Origin of the sequence: Syntrophotalea acetylenivorans, from assembly GCF_001887775.1 — a bacterium.
GTDB lineage: Bacteria > Desulfobacterota > Desulfuromonadia > Desulfuromonadales > Syntrophotaleaceae > Syntrophotalea_A > Syntrophotalea_A acetylenivorans.
Window position 1 is genome coordinate 3,079,810 of the sequence record NZ_CP015519.1, and the last position, 20,330, is coordinate 3,100,139.

Annotated in this window: 22 protein-coding genes, 1 pseudogene and 1 riboswitch; of the genes and pseudogenes, 20 read left to right on the forward strand and 3 right to left on the reverse strand. The window is 55.1% G+C overall.

Annotated elements, in window-relative coordinates; all coding sequences use genetic code 11:
* Positions 1-32: 32 nt before the first annotated feature.
* A riboswitch (TPP riboswitch) is annotated at positions 33-137 on the reverse strand.
* Between the two features lie 214 nt (positions 138-351).
* The 8 genes from alr to A7E78_RS14160 all read left to right on the forward strand — a co-directional run bounded on the left by alr (position 352) and on the right by A7E78_RS14160 (position 10,109).
* Positions 352-1,485, forward strand: a complete 1,134-nt coding sequence (alr, locus tag A7E78_RS14125; RefSeq protein ID WP_072284864.1) for an alanine racemase — start codon at positions 352-354, stop codon at positions 1,483-1,485.
* Positions 1,486-1,849: 364 nt separating this feature from the next.
* A complete protein-coding gene (locus tag A7E78_RS14130; RefSeq protein ID WP_072284865.1) occupies positions 1,850-3,082 on the forward strand; it encodes an ASKHA domain-containing protein in 1,233 nt (410 codons plus the stop codon).
* 115 nt (positions 3,083-3,197) lie between these two features.
* Positions 3,198-4,763 (forward strand): bifunctional phosphoribosylaminoimidazolecarboxamide formyltransferase/IMP cyclohydrolase, encoded by a 1,566-nt coding sequence (purH, locus tag A7E78_RS14135; RefSeq protein WP_072284866.1) that lies wholly within the window; start codon positions 3,198-3,200, stop codon positions 4,761-4,763.
* Positions 4,764-5,029: 266 nt separating this feature from the next.
* A complete protein-coding gene (gene purD, locus A7E78_RS14140; RefSeq protein WP_072284867.1) occupies positions 5,030-6,301 on the forward strand; it encodes a phosphoribosylamine--glycine ligase in 1,272 nt (423 codons plus the stop codon).
* A gap of 197 nt (positions 6,302-6,498) precedes the next feature.
* Positions 6,499-7,017 carry a 5-(carboxyamino)imidazole ribonucleotide mutase gene (gene purE, locus A7E78_RS14145; protein WP_072284868.1) on the forward strand — a complete coding sequence of 173 codons (519 nt, stop codon included), beginning with the start codon at positions 6,499-6,501 and terminating at the stop codon, positions 7,015-7,017.
* A gap of 70 nt (positions 7,018-7,087) precedes the next feature.
* The gene (resB, locus tag A7E78_RS14150) at positions 7,088-8,479 is read left to right on the forward strand and encodes a cytochrome c biogenesis protein ResB (RefSeq protein ID WP_072284869.1); all 1,392 of its coding nucleotides are present in this window, start codon (positions 7,088-7,090) and stop codon (positions 8,477-8,479) included.
* On the forward strand, positions 8,476-9,327 hold the full coding sequence (ccsB, locus tag A7E78_RS14155) for a c-type cytochrome biogenesis protein CcsB (protein ID WP_072284870.1): 852 nt from the start codon (positions 8,476-8,478) through the stop codon (positions 9,325-9,327). The genes resB and ccsB overlap by 4 nt, the downstream gene beginning before the upstream one ends.
* Before the next feature lie 5 nt (positions 9,328-9,332).
* The gene (locus tag A7E78_RS14160; protein WP_072284871.1) at positions 9,333-10,109 is read left to right on the forward strand and encodes a tRNA1(Val) (adenine(37)-N6)-methyltransferase; all 777 of its coding nucleotides are present in this window, start codon (positions 9,333-9,335) and stop codon (positions 10,107-10,109) included.
* A gap of 4 nt (positions 10,110-10,113) precedes the next feature.
* Here A7E78_RS14160 and A7E78_RS14165 read toward each other — a convergent pair whose 3' ends face one another.
* Complete coding sequence (locus tag A7E78_RS14165) at positions 10,114-10,653, reverse strand: DciA family protein (RefSeq protein ID WP_072284872.1); 540 nt, start codon at positions 10,651-10,653, stop codon at positions 10,114-10,116.
* Between the two features lie 256 nt (positions 10,654-10,909).
* Between A7E78_RS14165 and ffh the strand changes: the two genes are divergently transcribed.
* The 8 genes from ffh to A7E78_RS14205 all read left to right on the forward strand — a co-directional run bounded on the left by ffh (position 10,910) and on the right by A7E78_RS14205 (position 16,050).
* Positions 10,910-12,262 (forward strand): signal recognition particle protein, encoded by a 1,353-nt coding sequence (gene ffh / locus A7E78_RS14170; protein ID WP_072285181.1) that lies wholly within the window; start codon positions 10,910-10,912, stop codon positions 12,260-12,262.
* Positions 12,263-12,436: 174 nt separating this feature from the next.
* The gene (rpsP, locus tag A7E78_RS14175) at positions 12,437-12,697 is read left to right on the forward strand and encodes a 30S ribosomal protein S16 (protein WP_072284873.1); all 261 of its coding nucleotides are present in this window, start codon (positions 12,437-12,439) and stop codon (positions 12,695-12,697) included.
* 60 nt (positions 12,698-12,757) lie between these two features.
* Positions 12,758-12,991: a KH domain-containing protein gene (locus tag A7E78_RS14180; RefSeq protein WP_072284874.1), complete on the forward strand. Its 234-nt coding sequence runs from the start codon at positions 12,758-12,760 to the stop codon at positions 12,989-12,991.
* On the forward strand, positions 12,991-13,527 hold the full coding sequence (gene rimM, locus A7E78_RS14185) for a ribosome maturation factor RimM (RefSeq protein ID WP_072284875.1): 537 nt from the start codon (positions 12,991-12,993) through the stop codon (positions 13,525-13,527). The genes A7E78_RS14180 and rimM overlap by 1 nt, the downstream gene beginning before the upstream one ends.
* Positions 13,517-14,260 carry a tRNA (guanosine(37)-N1)-methyltransferase TrmD gene (gene trmD, locus A7E78_RS14190; RefSeq protein WP_072284876.1) on the forward strand — a complete coding sequence of 248 codons (744 nt, stop codon included), beginning with the start codon at positions 13,517-13,519 and terminating at the stop codon, positions 14,258-14,260. Before rimM ends, trmD begins: the two co-directional genes overlap by 11 nt.
* On the forward strand, positions 14,257-14,823 hold the full coding sequence (locus A7E78_RS14195; RefSeq protein ID WP_072284877.1) for an RNA methyltransferase: 567 nt from the start codon (positions 14,257-14,259) through the stop codon (positions 14,821-14,823). The genes trmD and A7E78_RS14195 overlap by 4 nt, the downstream gene beginning before the upstream one ends.
* Positions 14,824-14,868: 45 nt before the next feature.
* Positions 14,869-15,216, forward strand: coding sequence for a 50S ribosomal protein L19 (gene rplS, locus A7E78_RS14200; RefSeq protein WP_072284878.1), 348 nt, complete (start codon positions 14,869-14,871; stop codon positions 15,214-15,216).
* Between the two features lie 183 nt (positions 15,217-15,399).
* Positions 15,400-16,050 carry a ribonuclease HII gene (locus tag A7E78_RS14205; RefSeq protein WP_072284879.1) on the forward strand — a complete coding sequence of 217 codons (651 nt, stop codon included), beginning with the start codon at positions 15,400-15,402 and terminating at the stop codon, positions 16,048-16,050.
* A gap of 143 nt (positions 16,051-16,193) precedes the next feature.
* On the opposite strand, the gene A7E78_RS14210 is transcribed toward A7E78_RS14205, so the two are convergent.
* On the reverse strand, positions 16,194-16,376 hold the full coding sequence (locus A7E78_RS14210; protein WP_145924916.1) for a hypothetical protein: 183 nt from the start codon (positions 16,374-16,376) through the stop codon (positions 16,194-16,196).
* Between the two features lie 387 nt (positions 16,377-16,763).
* Between A7E78_RS14210 and A7E78_RS14215 the strand changes: the two genes are divergently transcribed.
* The 4 genes and pseudogenes from A7E78_RS14215 (at position 16,764) to A7E78_RS14230 (ending at position 19,822) form a co-directional block, all read left to right on the forward strand.
* Entirely contained in the window at positions 16,764-18,092 is a 1,329-nt protein-coding gene (locus A7E78_RS14215) for a diguanylate cyclase domain-containing protein (protein WP_072284881.1), read from the forward strand.
* A 2-nt stretch (positions 18,093-18,094) separates the two neighbouring features.
* Positions 18,095-18,496, forward strand: a complete 402-nt coding sequence (locus A7E78_RS14220; protein ID WP_072284882.1) for an outer membrane protein assembly factor BamD — start codon at positions 18,095-18,097, stop codon at positions 18,494-18,496.
* A 347-nt stretch (positions 18,497-18,843) separates the two neighbouring features.
* Positions 18,844-19,005: pseudogene (locus A7E78_RS15485) on the forward strand (tyrosine-type recombinase/integrase); the annotation flags it as partial.
* A gap of 211 nt (positions 19,006-19,216) precedes the next feature.
* Entirely contained in the window at positions 19,217-19,822 is a 606-nt protein-coding gene (locus A7E78_RS14230; RefSeq protein ID WP_072284883.1) for an Nmad2 family putative nucleotide modification protein, read from the forward strand.
* Between the two features lie 259 nt (positions 19,823-20,081).
* Here A7E78_RS14230 and A7E78_RS14235 read toward each other — a convergent pair whose 3' ends face one another.
* Positions 20,082-20,264 (reverse strand): hypothetical protein, encoded by a 183-nt coding sequence (locus A7E78_RS14235; protein WP_072284884.1) that lies wholly within the window; start codon positions 20,262-20,264, stop codon positions 20,082-20,084.
* Between the last annotated feature and the right edge of the window lie 66 nt (positions 20,265-20,330).

The following is a 20,330-nucleotide window of genomic DNA, read 5'->3' on the forward strand; positions in this document are numbered from 1 at the left end:
GTTGCGGGACACGTGACGATAGAAACGGTAATCGGCTCTAGTCACCGCTTCCCTCCGCCGGTATGACCCGGATCAGGTTCTAAGGGTCGCTCCGCCCTTGACGGAACTCTCAGTATGATACACCCCTAGCGGTCTGTCGATGCTGACATTGTATAGTATCTTTCCGGCGTACGGTAATTTTTGTCACCGCTGTCGGTAGCCGTGACTCTATCGGAAGGGGGTCGATTCTGTCAAGGCGAGGGGGCGGTAGTGACGACATTTGTCCTTTACAGCCTTCCAGCGGCGTACTAAAATTTCCTACTTCATTTTCCGCTCCATACATCTGTTTGCTCCAACACGGAATTCGCCACCATGCACCATTGCCAGGGACATCGCCCCACCTACGTTGAAATTGATCTTGCCGCCTTGCAGCACAATTTTCGCCAGGCCCGTCACCAGGCCGGCGACGGCTGCGCGTTGCTAGCGGTGGTCAAGGCCGATGCTTATGGTCACGGTGCCGATCGCATCGCCCCGGCTTTGCAGCAGGCCGGGGCCGACCTGTTCGGGGTGGCGATGGTCGAAGAGGGGGTGGAATTACGCCGGGTTGGAGTCAATCGCCCGATCCTGGTGCTGGGTGGAGTTTATCCAGGCCAGGAGCCGGATATACTGGCCAATCAACTGGTGCCAGTGATTTTCGATCTGGAGACCGCGTACCGTCTCAACACCCTTGCTTTGGCCGAAGGCCGGAAACTTTCCTACCATCTCAAGGTCGATAGCGGCATGGGGAGGCTCGGTTTTCGTGCTGAGGAATTACCGGCAACCCTGACGGCATTGGCCGCGTTACCGGGATTGGCTATGGATGGTCTGATCTCCCACCTTGCCGTGGCGGACGACCCGACCCATCCCTTAACAGCTGAGCAGGTCCGTCTGTTTCGCGAGGCCCTTCGCCTGGTCCGCGCAGCCGGTTTTACTCCCAGGCACATTCATCTTAGCAACAGTGCCGCTCTGTTTTCCCAACAGTTCCCCGAGTGTAACCTGGTGCGGCCTGGTATCGTACTTTATGGTGGTCTTCCCGCTCCTGATTTTGCCGGGCGCCTCGACTTGCAGTCGGTGATGAGCTTTCGCACTGCGGTGGCCCAGCTTAAAGACATTCCGGCAGGAACCGGGGTTTCTTACGGTCACCGTTTCATCGCCGAACGCCCCACGAGGTTGGCGGCGATTCCGGTCGGCTATGCCGACGGCTACAGCAGGCATTTATCCAATGTGGGCGAAGTACTGATTCGCGGCCAGCGGGCGCCGGTGGCGGGGACTGTTTGCATGGACTGGACCTTGATCGACGTCACCGATATACCATGCGTTGAGGTTGGCGACGAGGTTACCCTGCTTGGGCGAGACAACGGCCAGGTGATTACTGCTGAAGAGTGGGCGCAACGGATTGATACCATCAATTATGAGGTCTTCTGCCAGATCAGTAAACGGGTGCCGCGGGTTTATCTGGGTGGTTGAAGTATAAAACACGTGCAAAGTGGGTTTTGTCCGGTTAGCAACTTGCCTTTTGAGATTGCTAATAGAAATGCTTAACCGCGGGGTTGCGTCCCCGCGCGACGCCTTACTCTTTTTGTTGCGCGGCAAAAGAGTAAGCAGAAAAGCGCGCCCCGGCTCCTGGTCCTGCGGGTCCCCTGCGCTTCGCAGACGTTTTGCGGGCGGAAAAAAACTCGCTGGCGCTCAAACAGTTTTCCCGCCTGTTTCGCAAAACGCCCACTTCGCTCCGGCGGCGTCACAGGGGAGGGAAGGGCAAAGAGAAGTAAGACGCCCGGCCGGACGGAACTGGCCGATTTATTCCAGTTTAGATCCAAAGAGGGGCAGTGCTGTGACAGATAAAGAGACATTATTGGCCCTCGATCTGGGCACCACCACCCTGGCCGGCCGACTCATCGACCGCCGTGGGCAAGTGATAGCCGAAGCGACCCTGCGCAATCCCCAGGCCTCGTTGGGGGCGGACATCGTTAGCCGGCTGGAACTGGCCTTGAAGGGGCAGGGAAAGCAGCTGCAAAAGCTGTTGGTTGAAGGTTTGGAACGCCTGATTGGCGAGTTGCTGCGGGCTGCCGGCGTGAACCGTGAGGACATCAGTTCCGCTGCTGCGGCGGGAAACGCCGGCATCAGTGTGCTGCTGCGATGCCTTCCGGTGGATAAAATCCTTTTCCCTCCCCATCGGCCGGAACAAAAGCAGGGACTGTATCTCTCGCCGGATCAGCTCGGCCTTGACCTTCCGGTGCCCCTCTACCTCTTCCCCCTGGTCACCGGCTATGTCGGCGGCGACCTTGTCGCTTTTCTGTTGGATCAGGCTCCTTACCGCAACAATACCCTCTATCTCGATATTGGAACCAATGGTGAATTGGCCCTGCATTCAAATGGACAATGGTGGACCACCTCGGTAGCTGCCGGCCCGGCCTTTGAGGGTGAAGGGATCGGCTGTGGCATGGCCGCCGCAGCGGGAGCCGTCAGTGGTGTCACTCTGGACGGCGACCGTCTGCGCCTTGAGGTCATCGGTGGAGGCGTGCCTCGCGGGCTTTGCGGCAGCGGACTTGCCGAGACGGTTGCGGCGGCTCTGGAGGGCGGGCTGATCGACAGTCATGGTACTTTTGCCGACCCTTTGCAGGTGTCGAGCAATCTGGCCCGTTACTTGGACGGCGGGGAAGGCGAACGCTGCTTGCGGCTCTATAGGGATGCTACCGTCGATCTCTGCCTGACCCAGGAAGACCTGCGCACCTTTCAACTGGCCAAGGGCGCGATCCGGGCCGGGGTCGATTGTCTGCTGGCCAGAGCCGGGCTGGCCGCCGACTCTGTGGAGGAGGTTGTTGTGACCGGCGCCTTCGGCTTTTCCCTGGCGTCCCGTATACTGAAAAGGGTTGCCATGTTGCCGGAAAACATGATAGATAGGGTACGCTTCGCCGAGGCTGGTGTGCTGGCGGGTTGCTGCCGCTTCCTGCTCGATGAGGCGGGGTCTGAGAAGGCCCAGCGACTGGCCGATGCGCTGACTCCCTATCCGCTGTCCGGAACACCGGCTTTTGAAAAAGCCTTTTTAAGTGCCCTCGATTTCTAAAAAACCGCCTGCTGACGGTTTTTTTTATTTTTTGCAGACCGTGCGGCTCTTCTGCGTTCTTTAGCAGGGGAACTGCTAGAAATATTTTTGTATCAATGCAGGAAAGGACCTTGCTATGGCCGTCATCAAACGCGCCCTTATCAGTGTTTCGGATAAAACCGGAATTGTCGACTTCGCCAAACAACTCAGTACCTTTGGCGTAGCCATTCTCTCCACCGGCGGCACCGCTGCCCTGCTGCGCAAGGAAGGGTTGCAGGTACAGGACGTCTCCGACTACACCGGCTTTCCGGAAATGCTCGACGGCCGGGTTAAAACCCTGCACCCCAAGGTTCATGGAGGCCTGCTGGGAATGCGGGACAATCCTGCCCATGTGGCCAAAATGACTGAGCATGGCATCGAACCCATCGACATGGTCGTGGTTAATCTCTATCCTTTTGAGGCCACGGTAGCCAAAAAGGACTGCAGCCTGGAAGATGCTATTGAAAATATCGACATCGGTGGCCCGACCATGCTGCGCAGCGCGGCCAAGAATAATCGGGACGTAACCGTGGTCGTTGATCCGGCAGATTATTCGGTGGTACTGGCAGAGATGGGAGACAACGCCGGAAATGTTTCGGCAGAAACCAATTTCAACCTGGCGGTCAAAGTCTATCAGCGCACCGCGGCCTACGATGCGGCCATCAGCAACTGGCTCGGCAAGCGTCTCGGTGAAGAAGAAACGACTTTCCCTGCGACCCTGACCGTACAGTACAAAAAAGCTCAGGAGATGCGCTACGGCGAGAACCCCCATCAGCAGGCGGCTTTCTTCGTCGAGGCCGAAGGTCAGGAAGCTTCTATCTCCACCGCCCGTCAGCTGCAGGGCAAGGCTTTGTCTTATAACAATATTGCCGATACCGATGCCGCACTGGAATGTGTCAAGCAATTCGATGAGGGGCCGGCCTGCGTTATCGTCAAGCATGCTAATCCCTGTGGTGTGGCAATCGGTGAGAATTTGCTCGAAGCCTATGAACGTGCCTTTTCCACGGATCCCGAATCGGCCTTCGGCGGTATCGTGGCCTTTAACCGTGGCCTCGACGCAACCACCGCCCAGGCGATTATCGATCGCCAGTTCGTCGAGGTAATCATTGCCCCGGCCGTGACCAAAGAAGCGGCTGCTGCGGTTGCTGCCAAAAAGAATGTCCGTCTTCTCGAGTGCGGCTTCTGGCCCGAAACTCCGGCGGATCGTCTTGATTTCAAACGAGTCAACGGTGGTCTCCTGGTGCAGGATGCCGATCTGTTGCTGACGAATGAACTTAAGGTGGTGACCAAGCGCAAGCCGACGGACAAAGAGATGCAGGATCTTCTCTTTACCTGGCGGGTCGCCAAGTTCGTCAAGTCGAATGCTATTATCTACGGCAAGGACGGCATGACTATCGGCGTTGGAGCCGGTCAGATGAGCCGGGTCAACTCGGCACGTATTGCGGCCATCAAGGCGGAACACGCCGGCCTGGAAGTAGAAGGCTCAGCTATGGCTTCCGATGCTTTCTTCCCCTTCCGCGATGGCATCGACAATGCTGCTGCTGCCGGTATCACTGCAGTGATTCAGCCGGGCGGTTCGATTCGTGACGAAGAAGTAATCGCTGCGGCCGACGAAGCCGGAATAGCCATGGTCTTTACCAGCATGCGGCATTTCAAGCACTAATGGCGTCGATGGCGTCGCAAAAATTCCGCCCTACTGCGTTACGGTGGTTTTTCAGGATCTCGACATACTGATGTATGCCTTCGTCCCTGAAAAACCACCAGGCCTTGTAGGACGAAATTTTTGCTTAGCCATCTGGCTGCGAATTTGTGAGCCCATTTGGCATCGACATGAGGGACGAAATCCCACGGTGTTCGGGCTTTCAATGTAGCGTTTTGGAGCTATTCAGGTCGCTGGTCGAAAGAAGCGGCTAGAAAGGGATAATCGATATGAACGTTCTGGTAATTGGCGGCGGCGGGAGAGAGCACGCCCTGGTCTGGAAAATTTCCCAGTCCCCCCTGGTGGAAAAGATCTTTTGCGCACCGGGTAATGCCGGCATCGCCGAGTTGGCCCAATGCGTCGATTTCAAGGTTGATGATATCGAGGGCCTGCTGGCCTTCGCTCAAGAGCAGCAGATCGGCCTGACCGTGGTCGGACCGGAACTGCCCCTGACCCTGGGTCTTGTCGATCGCTTTCGCGAGGCCGGCCTGACCGTCTTCGGAGCCGATAAAAAAGCGGCTCAGATCGAGGGCAGTAAAAGCTTCTCCAAGGATCTGATGGCCAAATATGGTGTACCGACGGCCGCCTACGGTACCTTTACCGATCCCGAGCAGGCGAAAGACTTTATCCGTGAGCAGGGCGCTCCCATCGTGGTCAAGGCTGATGGCCTGGCCGCCGGAAAGGGTGTTATCGTGGCCCAAACCGAGGCGGAGGCTATCGCTGCGGTAGAGGATATCCTCTGTGAAGGAGCCTTTGGTGCCGCTGGCAGCCGCGTGGTTATCGAGGAATTCCTGGAAGGGGAGGAGGCTTCATTCCTGGCCTTTACCGACGGCGAGAATATCGTGTCGCTGGCTTCTTCCCAAGACCACAAGCCGGCCCTGGACGGTGACACCGGTCCCAATACCGGTGGCATGGGTGCCTATTCTCCGGCGCCGGTGGTCACCGATGCGATTCATCAGCAGATTCTCGAAAAAGTGCTGAAGCCGACCATTGCCGGCATGGCCGCCGAAGGTTGCGATTATAGCAGCATTATCTACGCCGGCTTGATGATCAAGGACGGCGAACTCAAGGTTTTGGAATTCAACGCCCGCTTCGGCGATCCCGAGACTCAGCCTCTGTTGGCTCGCCTCAAGTCGGACATTGTGCCGGTTTTGTTGGCTTGTGCCAAAGGCGACCTGTCCGGTATCGAATTGGAGTGGCACGACAAGGCCGCAGTATGCGTAGTTATGGCGGCAGGTGGTTATCCCGGTGCCTACGAGAAGGGCCAGGTCATCGAAGGCCTCGAAGCCGCGGCGGCCATCGACGATCTTACCGTGTTTCACGCCGGCACCGTTGAAAAGGACGGGAAGGTGGTGACCGCCGGTGGTCGTGTGCTGGGTGTGACCGGGCTGGGCTCTACCGTGGCCGAGGCCATCGAAACAGCCTATAAGGGTGTCAAGGCCATTAGTTGGCCCGAGGTTCATTACCGCAGCGATATCGGTCGCAAGGCGTTGAATCGGTAGTAGGCTGCTGGAAAAGCCCCAAATTTTTTAAAAAAGGCCCCACGCCCGCTCCTTTCAGTCAAAGACGCCAAGAGAGGCAAAACCCTTCTTATAGGGTTTTCTTTGCGGCCTGAGTGAGCAGAGTGAACGGGTGTGAGAATTATTTTGAAGTTTTACCCCGATTTTTAGAACCAACTTAAAAAAGGAGAGTCTTTACTATGAGTGACAAGCCACTGGTCGGTATCCTGATGGGTAGCGACAGCGACTACGAAATTATGGCAGAGGCAGCCCGGGCTCTGAAGAGCTTCGGTATCCCCTATGAAATGCAGGTTTCCAGCGCCCACCGCTCGCCGGCGCGCACTGCCGGTTATGCCCGCCAGGCCCGCGAGCGCGGCATCCGCGCCCTGATCATCGGTGCCGGCGCCGCCGCCCACCTGGCCGGGGTGGTCTCCGCCGAAACGACCCTGCCGGTGATTGGCGTGCCCATCGATTCCTCGGCACTTAAGGGTCTCGACGCACTGCTGGCCACAGTACAGATGCCTGCCGGAATTCCGGTAGCGACCATGGCCATCGGCAAGGCCGGCGCCCGTAATGCCGGCATCTTTGCCGCCCAACTGCTGGGGGCCAGCGACGAACAAATGGCTGCCAAACTGGCCGACTTCAAAGCCGACATGGCGGAGAAGGTGGCTGTCAAGTCCGACGCCTTGCAGGAACGTCTGGCCGCCGACGGCCTATAGTTTTTTCCTAGTTGCAGCGGCCGTACAAAAGACCTATGTGTTTTGTACGGCCGTTTTTTCAGGAGCTGCCATGCCCGGTAAACCGCGTCGATCTTCATCCCTGTGGACCTTTCTCTGCTCTCTTAAGTTGACCGTCGCCACTTTGCTGCTGCTGGCAGCAACCTCCGTTCTCGGTACGGTCATCCCGCAGAAGCTTTCCTCTCTCCAATACCAACAACATTACGGCGAAAAAGCACAGCTGCTCCAGGCTCTGCAACTGGACGATATGTACCATTCCGTCTGGTTTATGGCGTTACTCGGCTTGTTTGTTCTTAATCTGGTTGCCTGCTCTCTGCGGCGCCTGCCGGCCGTCTGGCGTACCGTTACCCGGCCGCCATTAGTGGCCGATAGCGCTCTGCTCCGTTCGCTATCTCATAAGACGACCCTGCGGGTTGCCTTTTCTGTGGAAGAGACTGCAAAAAGACTTGAGCCGTTGGTGAGACAGCGATTTGCCGGACCCCGGCAGACCGCGGGGTCGGAACAAGAGGTCTGTCTGTTTGCCGAGCGGCGCCGCTACGCCCGTTTCGGGGCCTATGTCACCCACTTGGCGATTCTGTTCATTATTCTGGGCGCTCTGATCGGGAACTGGTACGGTTTCGATTCCTTTGTACCCGTGGGCGAAGGGGAGACGGTCACCCAGCTGCCGGCCAGTGAAGGACAAGCGCCGATCGAGCTTGGATTCGGTCTGCGTTGCGACGATTTTTCGGTGAGCTACTATGAGGGCAGTGCACGGCCGCGGGAATATCGCAGTCTGCTGACGGTCCTTGAAAATGGGCAGGAGGTGCCCGGTTACACCGCGGTTCCGGTGGTGGTTAACCGGCCATTGCAGTACCGCGGCTTGACCTTTTATCAGTCGAGCTACGGGCTTGCGGAGATGCCTCTGTTTCACCTGCAGGTGCGCATGCCGGATGGTACCGAGTTGCAGTTGGCAGGTCGGCCGGGCCAGCAGATGTCCCTTGCCGATGGCGGATTCCTGCGGGTGGTGGATTATACCCCGGCCTTTCGCGATCTGGGAGGGGCGGCGTTGGTCGAGGTGCTTACCGCCGAAGGCAACAGTCTGCCGGTTATTGCCGCTATGCAGGAGGTGCCGGAGGACATGAATCACCGCTCTCCCTATGACTTGCAATTGCTGCGGGTGGAGGAACGCTACTACACAGGCCTTCAGGTAGCTCGGGACCCCGGGGTGCCTCTGGTCTGGCTCGGCTGCTTGCTGCTGGTGCTCGGTTCTTTGAGTGCTTTTAGTCTGGCTCACCAGCGTCTGTGGCTGACAATTCGACCGACGGCCGCTGGTTGTGAGGTGCAGGTAGCGGGCAGCAGTCATCGCAACCAACCGGCTTTTGCCGGCACCTTTGAGCGGTTGTGCGAGGAACTGGCGACGGAGCTTGAAGCAACTAACAATTCGGCGAAGGAGGGTCGGTCATGAACAGTGCACAACTCTTCAATCTGACCACGGCTGTCTACTTTGTTGCCATGGTCATGCTGGCCGTGGTTATGGTACTGCGCAACCGGCGTCTTGGCATTTTGGCCGTGGCGACGGTCTGGTGCGGTTTCTTTGCCCACAGCGCCGCTATCGGATTGCGTTGGATCGAATCCTACCGTTTGCCCGGTGCCATCGGCCATGCGCCCCTCAGCAATCTCTATGAATCGGTGGTTTTTTTCGCCTGGTCTATAGTGCTTATCTATCTGCTCATCGATTTACGGCTTCGGCAGCGGGCCGTGGGTGTTTTTGTGGTGCCCTTTGCCCTGTTGGCCATGTGCTGGGCCCAGCTGTGGGGCAACGATGCCATTGAACCGCTGGTGCCGGCCTTGCAAAGCAACTGGTTGACCTATCATGTGGTGACCTGCTTTCTCGGCTATGCCGCCTTTGCCGTGGGTTGCGCGGTCTCGATCATGTACTTGTTTAAGAGTGCTTCTGCGGCGCCTAAAGCTGATAAGGCTGACGATCTGTTGCCGAGCCTGGAGGTGCTTGATGCTCTCAACTACAAGGCGATCATGATCGGCTTTCCCTTTTTGACGCTGGGTATCGTCACTGGCGCAGCTTGGGCCAATTACGCCTGGGGTACCTACTGGAGTTGGGACCCGAAGGAAACCTGGAGCCTGATCGTCTGGTTTATTTATGCGGCGTTTTTGCACGCTCGTCTTACTCGTGGTTGGAGTGGTCGTCGGGCCGCCTGGCTGTCGATCCTCGGTTTTGCAGCCACCCTGTTCTGTTATCTGGGGGTCAATCTCATTCCGGCTATCGGCGGGTTGCACTCCTACGGCGGCGGCTGAATTCGATGCCTGCAGATTCTCTGGACCAAGGTTCATTCGAATTGAAGGAGGGAGAAACCCTTGACGATCTGCGTCTTGGCGGATTGAAGATCATTCAACGTCAGGACGGCTATCGTTTCTCCCTCGATCCGGTGCTGCTCTGTGCTTTTGCCCGGGTTGCCACCGATGAAACAGTGGTCGACCTGGGCAGCGGCAGCGGTATTATCCCTCTGTTGTTGGCCAGGCGAAGCGAGACCCGGAACATTGTCGGTGTTGAACGGCAATCGGCTATGGTCGCCCGTTCCCGGCGCAGCGTGAAACTCAATGGATTGGAAAACCGTATCACGATTCGGGAAGGGGACTTACGGCAGGTTCGCAACTTGCTGGACGCCGAAAGCGCCCAGGTGGTGGTAGCCAATCCACCCTTTCGCAAGGCGGATAGCGGCCGGTTATCGCCACAATCGGAAAGGGCTCAGGCCCGTCACGAAATGGCCGGTGATTTAGCAGACTTTGTCGCCGCAGCCGCTTATCTGCTTGGTACCGGCGGTCGCTGCTATCTGGTCTATCTGGCCGAGAGATTGGCTGAGTTGCTTGCACTGCTGCGACAGGCCGGACTGGAGCCGAAGCGATTGCGCTGCATCCATTCCCGCATCGGAGAGGCCGCCCGCATGGTATTGGTGGAAAGTCGCAGGGGCGGCAGGGGCGGTATGACGATAGAGGCGCCGTTGTACGTCTATGATGGAGAAGCCTATAGCGCCGAGGTGTTGAGCTGTTACGGAGAGGCTTGCGTGAAGGGCAATTAGGCGCTCAGGCCTTGTTTTCCGTGCCGCCTTCAGAAGAGCTGTTTTGTGATTCTTTGCGGGCTTTGTTTACCTGAGCCTGGCGGCGAAACAAACGTTGTAACCCTTGGCGCAGTCCTTCGTCGGATAAGGACGCAACCGCCCGGGAGATCTGCTCCTCTTCACCGGCGGAAAGTTGGGTTTTCTGCCAGCGCAATACAGGTGCCTTGACGGCAACGGGGGCATTGTCTTTGCGGGGACGGCCGCGCCGCAGGTAGATGTCCTGAATCAAATCCTCGCCAAGGGCGGTATTAAGCCGGGCGAGGATTTTCGGTTTCATCAATTGGAGTTGCTGCATCCAGACAGCGTGATCAACCCATACTTCCAGAGTGTTGTCACGCATTCTGGAGGGGCGGGCGCGAGCGGCGATTTGCGGACCGACCACTTTGTCCCAGAGTTGCCAGGCACGGTAACGGCGCATTTTGTCTTCCATGCCCCGTTGTTGAAACAACTTGCCGATTACGGCACCGACGCCATCGATGTTGCGGCTGCGATTAGATCTGCTCATATCCTGGAGAGTCCTGTAGTCCGATCTTCTGTTTAATAGGGCACAGTTTATAGGTCACCTCGGGCGTCTGTCAATTATCATGATGGCCGCTGTAAAAGGTTGTTGACGTAGCTCTTGTCCCGGGTTGTTTGTGCCTTCCTCTCACGCTGGTGATGCCGTGGGCTGGCGGGGTTTTTCCCTTGACAAAGCCGGGGGTGTTAAATATAGTTCGCATTTGCGCAATTTAGCGCAACCGGTGCGTCTTGTTCGGGGAATCATGTTCGACAATCTTTCTGAAAAACTCGATTCAGTTTTTAAAAAACTGCGTGGTCACGGGGTCCTTTCCGAGGATAACATCAAGCAGACAATGCGCGAGGTGCGCCTGGCGTTGCTTGAGGCTGATGTTAACTTTCGAGTGGTCAAAGAGTTTGTCGCCACGGTACGCGAACGGGCCGTCGGTCAGGAGGTTCTCAAGAGTCTCAACCCGGCTCAGCAGGTTATCAAGGTTGTAAGGGACGAACTTGGCCGATTGATGGGCGAAGGTGAGGAAAACAGCCTCGATCTGGCAGCCCGTCCTCCGGTGGCAATCATGTTGTGCGGCCTGCAGGGTGCTGGCAAGACCACTTCCTGCGCCAAACTGGCCCTGCAGTTGCGACGCCAAAAGCGTAACCCGCTGTTGGTGCCGGCCGATATTTACCGTCCGGCAGCTATTGATCAGCTCAAAACGTTGGGCAAGCAACTTGATATTGCGGTATTTGATAGCCAGCCCGACCGCGACCCGGTGTTGATTTGTGAAGAAGCGCAGCGCTATGCCGAGCTCAACGGCTACGATACTCTGATCCTCGATACCGCCGGGCGTCTGCATATCGACGAACAGTTGATGGCCGAACTGGTGCGGATCAAGGACTCGTTGCAGCCCCGCGAAATTTTGTTGGTGGCGGATGCCATGACCGGCCAGGATGCGGTCAATGTAGCCGAGACTTTCAATGCGCAGCTGGAAATCAGCGGCGTGATTTTGACCAAGCTTGACGGCGATGCCCGTGGTGGTGCCGCCTTGTCAATACGTGCAGTAACCGGCAAGCCGATCAAGCTGGTCGGTATGGGGGAAAAGCTCGATGCTCTCGAGGTTTTCCATCCGGATCGTATGGCCCAGCGCATTCTTGGTATGGGCGATGTGCTGTCCCTGATCGAAAAGGCCGAAGCGGCCATGGATCAGGAAGATGCTCAGCGCATGGAGCAGCAACTGCGTCAGGACGGTTTCACTTTGGAAACCTTCCGCGACCAGATGCAGACCATCAAGAAGATGGGTAACCTCGAATCGATCCTCAAGATGATTCCAGGAGCTGGCAAGGCCATGAAACAGATGGGCAATATGCAGCTTCCGGATAAGGAAATGAAGAAGATCGAGGCCATCATTAATTCCATGACTCCCCGTGAGCGACGCGATCAGAAGATTCTCAACGGCTCGCGGCGCTTGCGTATCGCCAAGGGGAGCGGCACGACGGTGCAGGATGTTAATCAGTTGATGAAGCGCTTCGGTGAAGCGCAGAAAATGATGAAAAAGTTGCAAAAAATGGGTCCCAAGGGTATGAAAAACCTCATGGGGCGCGGAGGCGGCCTGCCTTTTTAAGACCAGGCATTCGCTAGGTAGTGTTCATCCGGAAACCATGGATGGGCACAACGCCGTTTTCAGATGGGAAACGACATGTTTCCCGATGAAAACCAGGTAGGTACCTTCTTACTTAATACAGATATCCAGCAATCACAACGGGAAACCGTTCGACACATCCAGGAGGAATAGCACATGGCAACAAAAATCAGACTAGCCCGTGGCGGCGCCAAGAAGAAGCCTTTTTATCAGGTGGTGGTAGCCGACGAGCGTTTCCCGCGTGACGGCCGTTTTATTGAAAACCTCGGGCAGTATGACCCGCGCCAGAACCCGGTAATGGTCAACATCGACGAAGACCGGGTGATGGAATGGCTGAAGAAAGGTGCTCAGCCTACCGACACCGTGCGGCGGTTGCTGCGCGACAAGGGCCTTTGGGCCAAGTTCAAGCAGGCTTAATCAACCTGCAGGCAAGTCGGGGCCGAAGTGGGGATGCTGTTCTTAAGCAAGGACTGACCCATGAAAGAGCTCATCGAATTCATCGCCAGATCTCTTGTCGAAAACCCGGATGCGGTCACCGTCACGGAAGAAGAGGGCGGGGATGGCAGTATCCTTCTTCAGCTGGTTGCGGCGCCTGAGGATATGGGCCGCATTATCGGCAAGCAGGGACGCACGGCCAAGGCCATGCGCACCCTGCTGAATGCCAAGGCCACGCGGGAAGACAAGCGGGCCAGTTTGCAGATTTTGGAGTAATGACGAATTCTTCCACAGAGTTGCTCCGAATTGGAGTAGTAGCGGGTAGCCATGGTTTGCGCGGTGAACTTAAACTGCGTGGTGAAGATCCTGACTTTTCGGTACTGCAGGAGCACGATGAGCTCTTAATACAGGTGACGGGAAGTGCGCCGCTGGCTTGTCGGATTGTACGCCGCAGTACGGTTCGCGGAAACCTGGTGGTCAAACTGACCGGGTTCGATAATGTCGAAGCGGTTCAGGGGTTGATCGGCGCTGCGGTCCTGGTCGAAGTGAACCGATTGCCCGCCCTTCCGCAGGGTGCTTATTACTGGCATCAATTACGTGGATTGCGGGCTATCGATAAGCAGGATGGCGACCTCGGTGCCCTCAGCAATCTTTTTACTACCGCTGCTCACGATATCTATGTGATCAATGGGCGTTACGGCGAGGTGCTGATCCCCGCGGTCCCGCAATTTATTACCAAGATTGATTTGGCCGCCGGGCAAATTCTTTTTGATCTGCCCGAAGGCCTGGTGTCCAAGCCTGATGATCTTTGAACTACTGACCCTGTTTCCCGCCCTGTGCGATTCACCTTTTGCCGATAGTATTCTCGGCAAGGCGGTGGACAAGGGGTTGATCGATATCTCAGCGCATAATCTGCGGGATTGGGCCGAGGGCCGGCACAAGATTACAGACGACACTCCCTATGGTGGTGGCGACGGCATGGTTCTCAAGCCGGAGCCTGTGGCTAAAGCTTTGGATGATCTCCGTAGTAGCGGACCACGACCCCGGGTGTTGTTGATGACCCCCCAGGGGGTACCTTTTCGGCAACATCATGCTCAGCAATTGGCCAAGGAAGAGCGGCTGGTTTTTGTCTGTGGGCGTTATGAAGGTTTCGACGAGCGAATCCGCACCCTGGTCGACGACGAATTCTCCATCGGGGATTTTGTGCTGACTGGTGGCGAACTGGCGGCAATGGTCATGATCGATGCCGTCGCGAGACTCGTGCCCGGTGTGCTTGGCAGTAGTGGGAGTGCGGTCAGCGATTCCCATGCCGACGGTTTGCTGGAACACCCTCATTATACGCGTCCGGCCACATTTCGCGACATGGCCGTGCCCGATGTTTTATTGTCCGGTAATCACGGAGCCATTGAACGCTGGCGACGCCGTGAACAGCTTAGGCGGACTCTGCAGCGCCGACCCGACTTGCTGGAAAAAGCCGTATTGAGCGAACAGGACCAGCGCTGGCTTGAGGAACTCCGCCAGGAACTGAAAAGCGGTGTCAAATGAAGCAGCCGGCTGTTGCTATAGCTTTGGTGCATCACCCCATTGTCGATCGGCGAGGTGATCTGGTCACCACGGCGGTAACCAATCTGGATATCCACGATCTGGCTCGTACTGCGCGAACCTACGGGGTCTCCAGGGTTTACCTGGTGACTCCCCTGGCGGAGCAGCAGCAGTTGGTGGATCGTATTCTGCAGCACTGGCGGCAGGGGCATGGATCCAGCTACAACCCTAAGCGGGCCGAGGCCCTCAAGCTGGTTGTTGTAGCCGCCAGTCTGGAAGAGGCTCTGGCCGACTGGCAGCAGGTCAGCGGAGCCGAGCCGTGGCCGGTGCTTACCGGTGCTGCGAGTCAGGGCGGTATCTCTTTTGGCCGTTGCCGGGAGATTTTAGCCGAGCGGTCGCTTCTGCTTGTACTTGGTACGGGCTGGGGGCTGGCGCCGGAACTGTTTGAACAGGGTTGGACGGTGCTGGAACCGATTGTCGGTGCTGGCGACAATTATAATCATTTGCCGGTGCGCTCGGCAGCTGCGATCATGCTCGATCGGCTGTTGGGGACAGTGGCAGACTAAACGATAAAGCTAGAACAAAAACAGCATGTTGCTGAGGAGGAAGATATGAACGTTATTGATCGTTTGGAAATGGAACAGATGAAGAAGGATCTTCCAGTTTTTAAGGCTGGAGATACCCTGCGAGTACACGTCAAGATCGTCGAAGGCGACAAGCAGCGTATCCAGGTCTTTCAGGGGGTTTGCATCAAGCGTATGAACCGCGCCCTGGGTTCGACTTTTACCGTCCGCAAGGTTTCCGGCGGCATGGGTGTTGAGCGTGTGTTCCCTCTCCACTCACCGGTAGTCGAGAAAATCGAAGTGCTGATGGTCGGTCGCGTACGTCGGGCCAAGCTTTATTACCTGCGCAAGCTGCAGGGTAAAGCCGCTCGTATCCGCGAAAAGCGTACCGCATAAAACCAGATCACTGGGTTCGTTAAGGCCTCGGCTAGTCGCCGGGGCCTTTTCTGTTCAACAGCTGATTAAGATGTTATGCGGCTTTCTATCGACTCAAGCCCTACGGGTTGCGGCCAGGCCAGCCGGTAACTATTATGTGGGGCGGTTTCTGTATGATTCCGTATTTCGAAAGGAGAGGTTCTGGTGACTCTGGAGCTTTTTCCACCGGCAGAGGAGCATCCTCTGCAGTTTGAAAGACGTCTGCAGCGGCAGGGTTATAAGCTTGTTGCCGGTATCGATGAGGCGGGACGGGGTCCCTTGGCCGGGCCGGTATTGGCTGCCGCGGTAGTGTTGCCGGAGCACTTCGAACTTCCGGGTTTAACGGATTCAAAAAAACTCTCCCATGCTGCCCGGGAGAGGCTCTTCCCTTTGATTCGCCAACAGGCCCTGGCTGTGGGCATTGGTCATGCCAGTCCGGCGGAAATCGATCAGCTCAATATTCTGCAAGCAACCCTTCAGGCTATGTTGCGAGCCGTCAGTCGCCTGTCGCCGGTTCCCGACTATCTTCTTATTGACGGCATCACGCCGCTACCCCATGCGATACCCCAGCAGACTTTGAAAAAAGGCGATAGTCGTTCCCTGTCCATCGCAGCCGCCTCGGTGATTGCCAAAGTGGTGCGCGACCGGTTGATGGTTCATTACGATCGACGCTTCCCCGGCTACGGTTTCTCCGGTCACAAAGGCTACGGCAGCGCCGCCCATCGGCAGGCGATTGTCGATCTCGGTCCCTGCCCGATTCATCGGGCCACCTTTCGCGGAGTCAAGGAGTATCTGCCTGTCCGCACAAGTCCTTGATTTAACCGTCACTCGTTATCTCACCTGTTAGCCTGTAGCTCTTCTTCAAGGTTATTCTTAGTTGGACCCCGATAGCATAGCATTTAAACAAAGCCTTTCGATGCGATGATTCCCAGTAAGTAAGGCAATGATCGCCTATCGCATCAGGCCTCCCGAGCACGGTAGTCTGCAATTTTGCGTTCGGCTTCCTCGTAGTTTAATACAACGGACTGGGGTTCGAGAGTGCGCCTTTCATCAAGATACATCGAGACTTCGGCGACATGGGTGCCGTGGTCATAAAAAGTGACAATCACGCCATAGTCGATAAATTCATAAATTTTTTCCAAAACCATCTCCATTTCAATGGCGAGATTATTCCCGCGACTGTTGCAGTAGATTATTCAAAAACCCAGGAGGTAAAATCAATAGGCAAATGTTTAGAACTTTTTAGGAATGCTCGCCATTTCTTGGATGTATGGTTTACTGAAGAATAGTTGTGGCCTTATTTATGTTTCTGCGATCCGCATAAATCTTGCATGGCTACAGTGTTGAGCGCATTGAGGTACGTTTTTTTGACAACCCGGGTTTTGCCGCTGCCTTGGTAGGGGGAATAGGGTGTAGTGTTAATTCGAGACTCATATTGACTGGGTGCTGGCACCACATATGTTCTGCCTTCTGAAACTCGAACAAAAGAATTATACGAACCCCTGCCAAATCATTGCCATAGAGGTTCCATGCAACTGATTCGTTTAACCGTGGCGCAAAAGATTGCTCTTGGGTATCTGCTGGTTGTCGGTTTTTGTCTGACGGCCATCATCTATGCCTTGATGTCTCTGAGTAGTCTGATGGGCCACTCGGAACAGTTGGTTTCCGTAGAATTCCGCACCTTCACATTGTCGCGCGACCTCTCCCGGAGTCTTTTGGATCAGGAGCGATTGGAAAAACAGATTCTGGTGTTGCGAGATGCCTCCATGTTGCCGTTGCTCGAAAGTCGACAGCTGGAAGTCGCCGGCACCTGGCGTCAGATAATCATAATTTCTCAAGACGATCATTTTCTCCCGCTGCAGAAGGTTTATTCCAAGTTCGATCAGGCCAGCCGCAAAAGTCTGGCATTGTTGACAGAAGAAAACTGGGACGCGGCAGAGCAGCATTCTATGCAGACCCTGTCGCCTCGCCGCGACAGGCTGCTAAAAGTTCTCGAGGTGTTTCGGCAGCGCCGGGGAGAGGTCATGGACGATACCATACGACTCTATGCCGGCGATATACAGCAGGGGTACCGTCTGACACTCGCCCTGGCTTTTGCCGGCATCGGCCTTGCTGCCGTTGTGGCCGTCGGGGTCATTCTCAAGATTCATCGAAGCGTCGGTCAACTCACCCGGGCTACCAAAGCCATCGCCGCAGGCAGTTACGACTATCCCCTTAACCTGGAGAGTCACGACGAATTCGGTCATTTGGCTCGACATTTTGCCGATATGTCCCAGAAGCTCAGGGCCCTGGAAGAACTTCACCTCGACGCCAATCCCTTGACAAGATTGCCAGGTAATTTGACCATCAAGAGTGAACTGGAAAACCGTATCGCCGACGGTCAGCCTTTTGCCCACATCTATGTCGATCTTGATTATTTCAAAGCCTACAACGATCGTTACGGATACCAGGCCGGCAGCGATGTCATCTCGCAGGTAGGAGATATGGTCAAAGACATCGGTACCCACTTCGGTACTCCACAGGATCTGATCGGTCACGTCGGCGGTGACGATTATGTGCTGCTGAGTACGCCAGATCGCGCCGAACAGATTGCCGCCGAGTTGATCAAGGCGTTTGATGCTCTTGTACCCGGTCTCTACAACGAAAAGGATCGCCAGGTCGGCTACTTTAAAGGAATGGATAGGTATGGCGTCGAAAGGGAATTCCCTCTGCTGTCCATGTCCATTGCTATCGTCTGCTCAAATAATTTAGCAAATCCCACGGCTGAGTCCATCGGCCGCGAGTGTGCAAAGATGAAAGAACACCTGAAAAAGCTGCCCGGCAGCAACTATCTTATCGATCGCCGCGAGCTACGTTGATTATGCGCTTATTGCTCTGCCTCTCTCTTTTGATTCTGCTCACTGCATGCACGGGCACCTCCCGGCCTATGTGGCTGACTCCTGCCGATCAACAGCTATTTGTCCTGGGGATGGAGGCGCTCGATAACGGAGAAGGGTTGCCTGCGGCCTTCGCTACACTGCAGAGTCGCTACCCCGATAGCCCCTGGTCCACCAAGGCAGATACTATTCAGACATTGTTGGACACCATTGAAAACCAGCAGAAAGTTATTAAGCGCCTTAAAAAATCCCAGTCGGTCAGTGACAAGCAGAACCAAAAACTTCGACAACAGATAGCATCGCTGGAAACGGAACTCAAAGCGTTGGAAACCGAGCGCACCAAACTTCGACAGTTGCTGATCGATCTGGAACAGCGCGGTCGATAATCATTCGAAACAACCTTTGCCGATCCCGGCGGCACACGATTTTCCCTCCCTTTCAGCTGCCCATCTGTTCTTCGATGGGTTCCTTAAGATATCTTTTCTGGGTCAATCCGTTTCCAAAGACCTTGTTACGGCCGGCGGTGCCCAGGTCCAGCGAAATCAACTCGTGCAATTTGAGTTTCTTGCAAGGCGAATTCTGGAATTATTGACCGGGAAAAATTAAAATGCTATAAATGTTCCCGCGTTATTTGATCCTACTTTGGTTGCCCTGAATCCGGCGGATGCATGGCTCCACAACCGAAACTCCTCGAGCAACTTGGCCGTTAGGCAAAAAGTCAGCGCCCCTATCCAAAACCAAACGTGCCACTTGTCATGCCTTTCGCTCTTTTGCCACCCATTTGCTGGAAGTGGGATATGACATTCGGACGGTTCAAGAACTTTTGGGCCATCGCGATGTCAAGACCACAATGATTTACACTCATGTTCTTAACCGCGGGCCAAGAGCTGTTTAAAGTCCAGTTCATGGCCTTTGAACAGCTCTGTATTGGTAGTGTTATACGGGTCCGCATAAAATGCCGATAAATTTTGTTAGGTATTAGCCAAGTATATGAAATTGAGCTATTTGTGCTTTTTGGGTAAAAATTATCAGGAGTGTTATGCGGGCAAAAAAACACTATTCGGCGGTTTATACGGACCCGCCTAAACACTGTTAGGCTCCAAAAAATGGAAATATATTCCTATGTACTAAAACACGACTCAGGATTTGCGCCAAATCCGTTCCACGGATTCCTCACGCTAGCCACTTGCAAGCCAGCCATCCGCAGGAATGCAAGGGCAGGTGACATTTTGTTCGGAACTGGTTCAAAAAACACCGTAGGAAATAATAAGTTGGTTTATGCTGCAATTGTTTCCAAGGTTGTACAAATCACCGAATACGACATCAATCCAAAATTTGAAGTTAAAAAACCAACAATAAATGGTGAATGGTACAGCAAGCACGGAGACAATATTTACAGTGTCGAAAACGCACATTGGATACAAAGAAGAAATCCGCACCACAATCGAAACGACATAAAAAGAGACACTAGTGGCAGCAACGTATTAATTTGTTATGAATTTTGGTATTTCGGTAAAAGTGCAGTCACAATTCCCGGACATCTTCAACACATCATCAAAAAAGGCCCAGGGCATAAGCGAATTTCAGAAAACAAAGAAATTATGCAGGTTAGTCAATGGCTCCATTCTCTCCCAAAAGGAATCAACGGAACACCAGAAATGGAGCCTAACAAACTAATCAACCGGCCGGAAAATACCTCTGAAAAAATTTGAAAACCATAACCTAAGTTTTCGGTGGTTCGTATTTGTCGCGTCGCCGCCGGTTATCATGAACCGTTAGTTTTCGGCCCTACCCATGAAAAGTGGACACCCTAATCAATGAGGGTATTCTTGATTAAGAGGTCTCATTATGGCGGGAAAGAAAACCACAGCTTATTCAGAACTGTTTAGGCGCGAAGCTGTACGATTAGCTGATTTAGCCGACAGAACAGCCGCCGATGTGGCGCGGGAATTGTGGGCTCGCCAGTGACTGTTATCCCGGCCGTGAGTCCTGCGACGGATCCTCGGGGGAATTGTTCAGCCGGCCGACTGGTTTGAACACGATTCGATACCAGCTGCAGGAAAAGGGTCGGTGAATATCGGGGACGTTGTTTCCTCTGGTCGGCAGAATGTATCTCCCCCTTAGTTTTTTGGTCTTGTTTTCTTTCGCGGTCATGGAGACACCTCCTTGATGCGGTATGTCAATAAAGTATATCAGGTCGCATCGGTTTGGTATCAACTG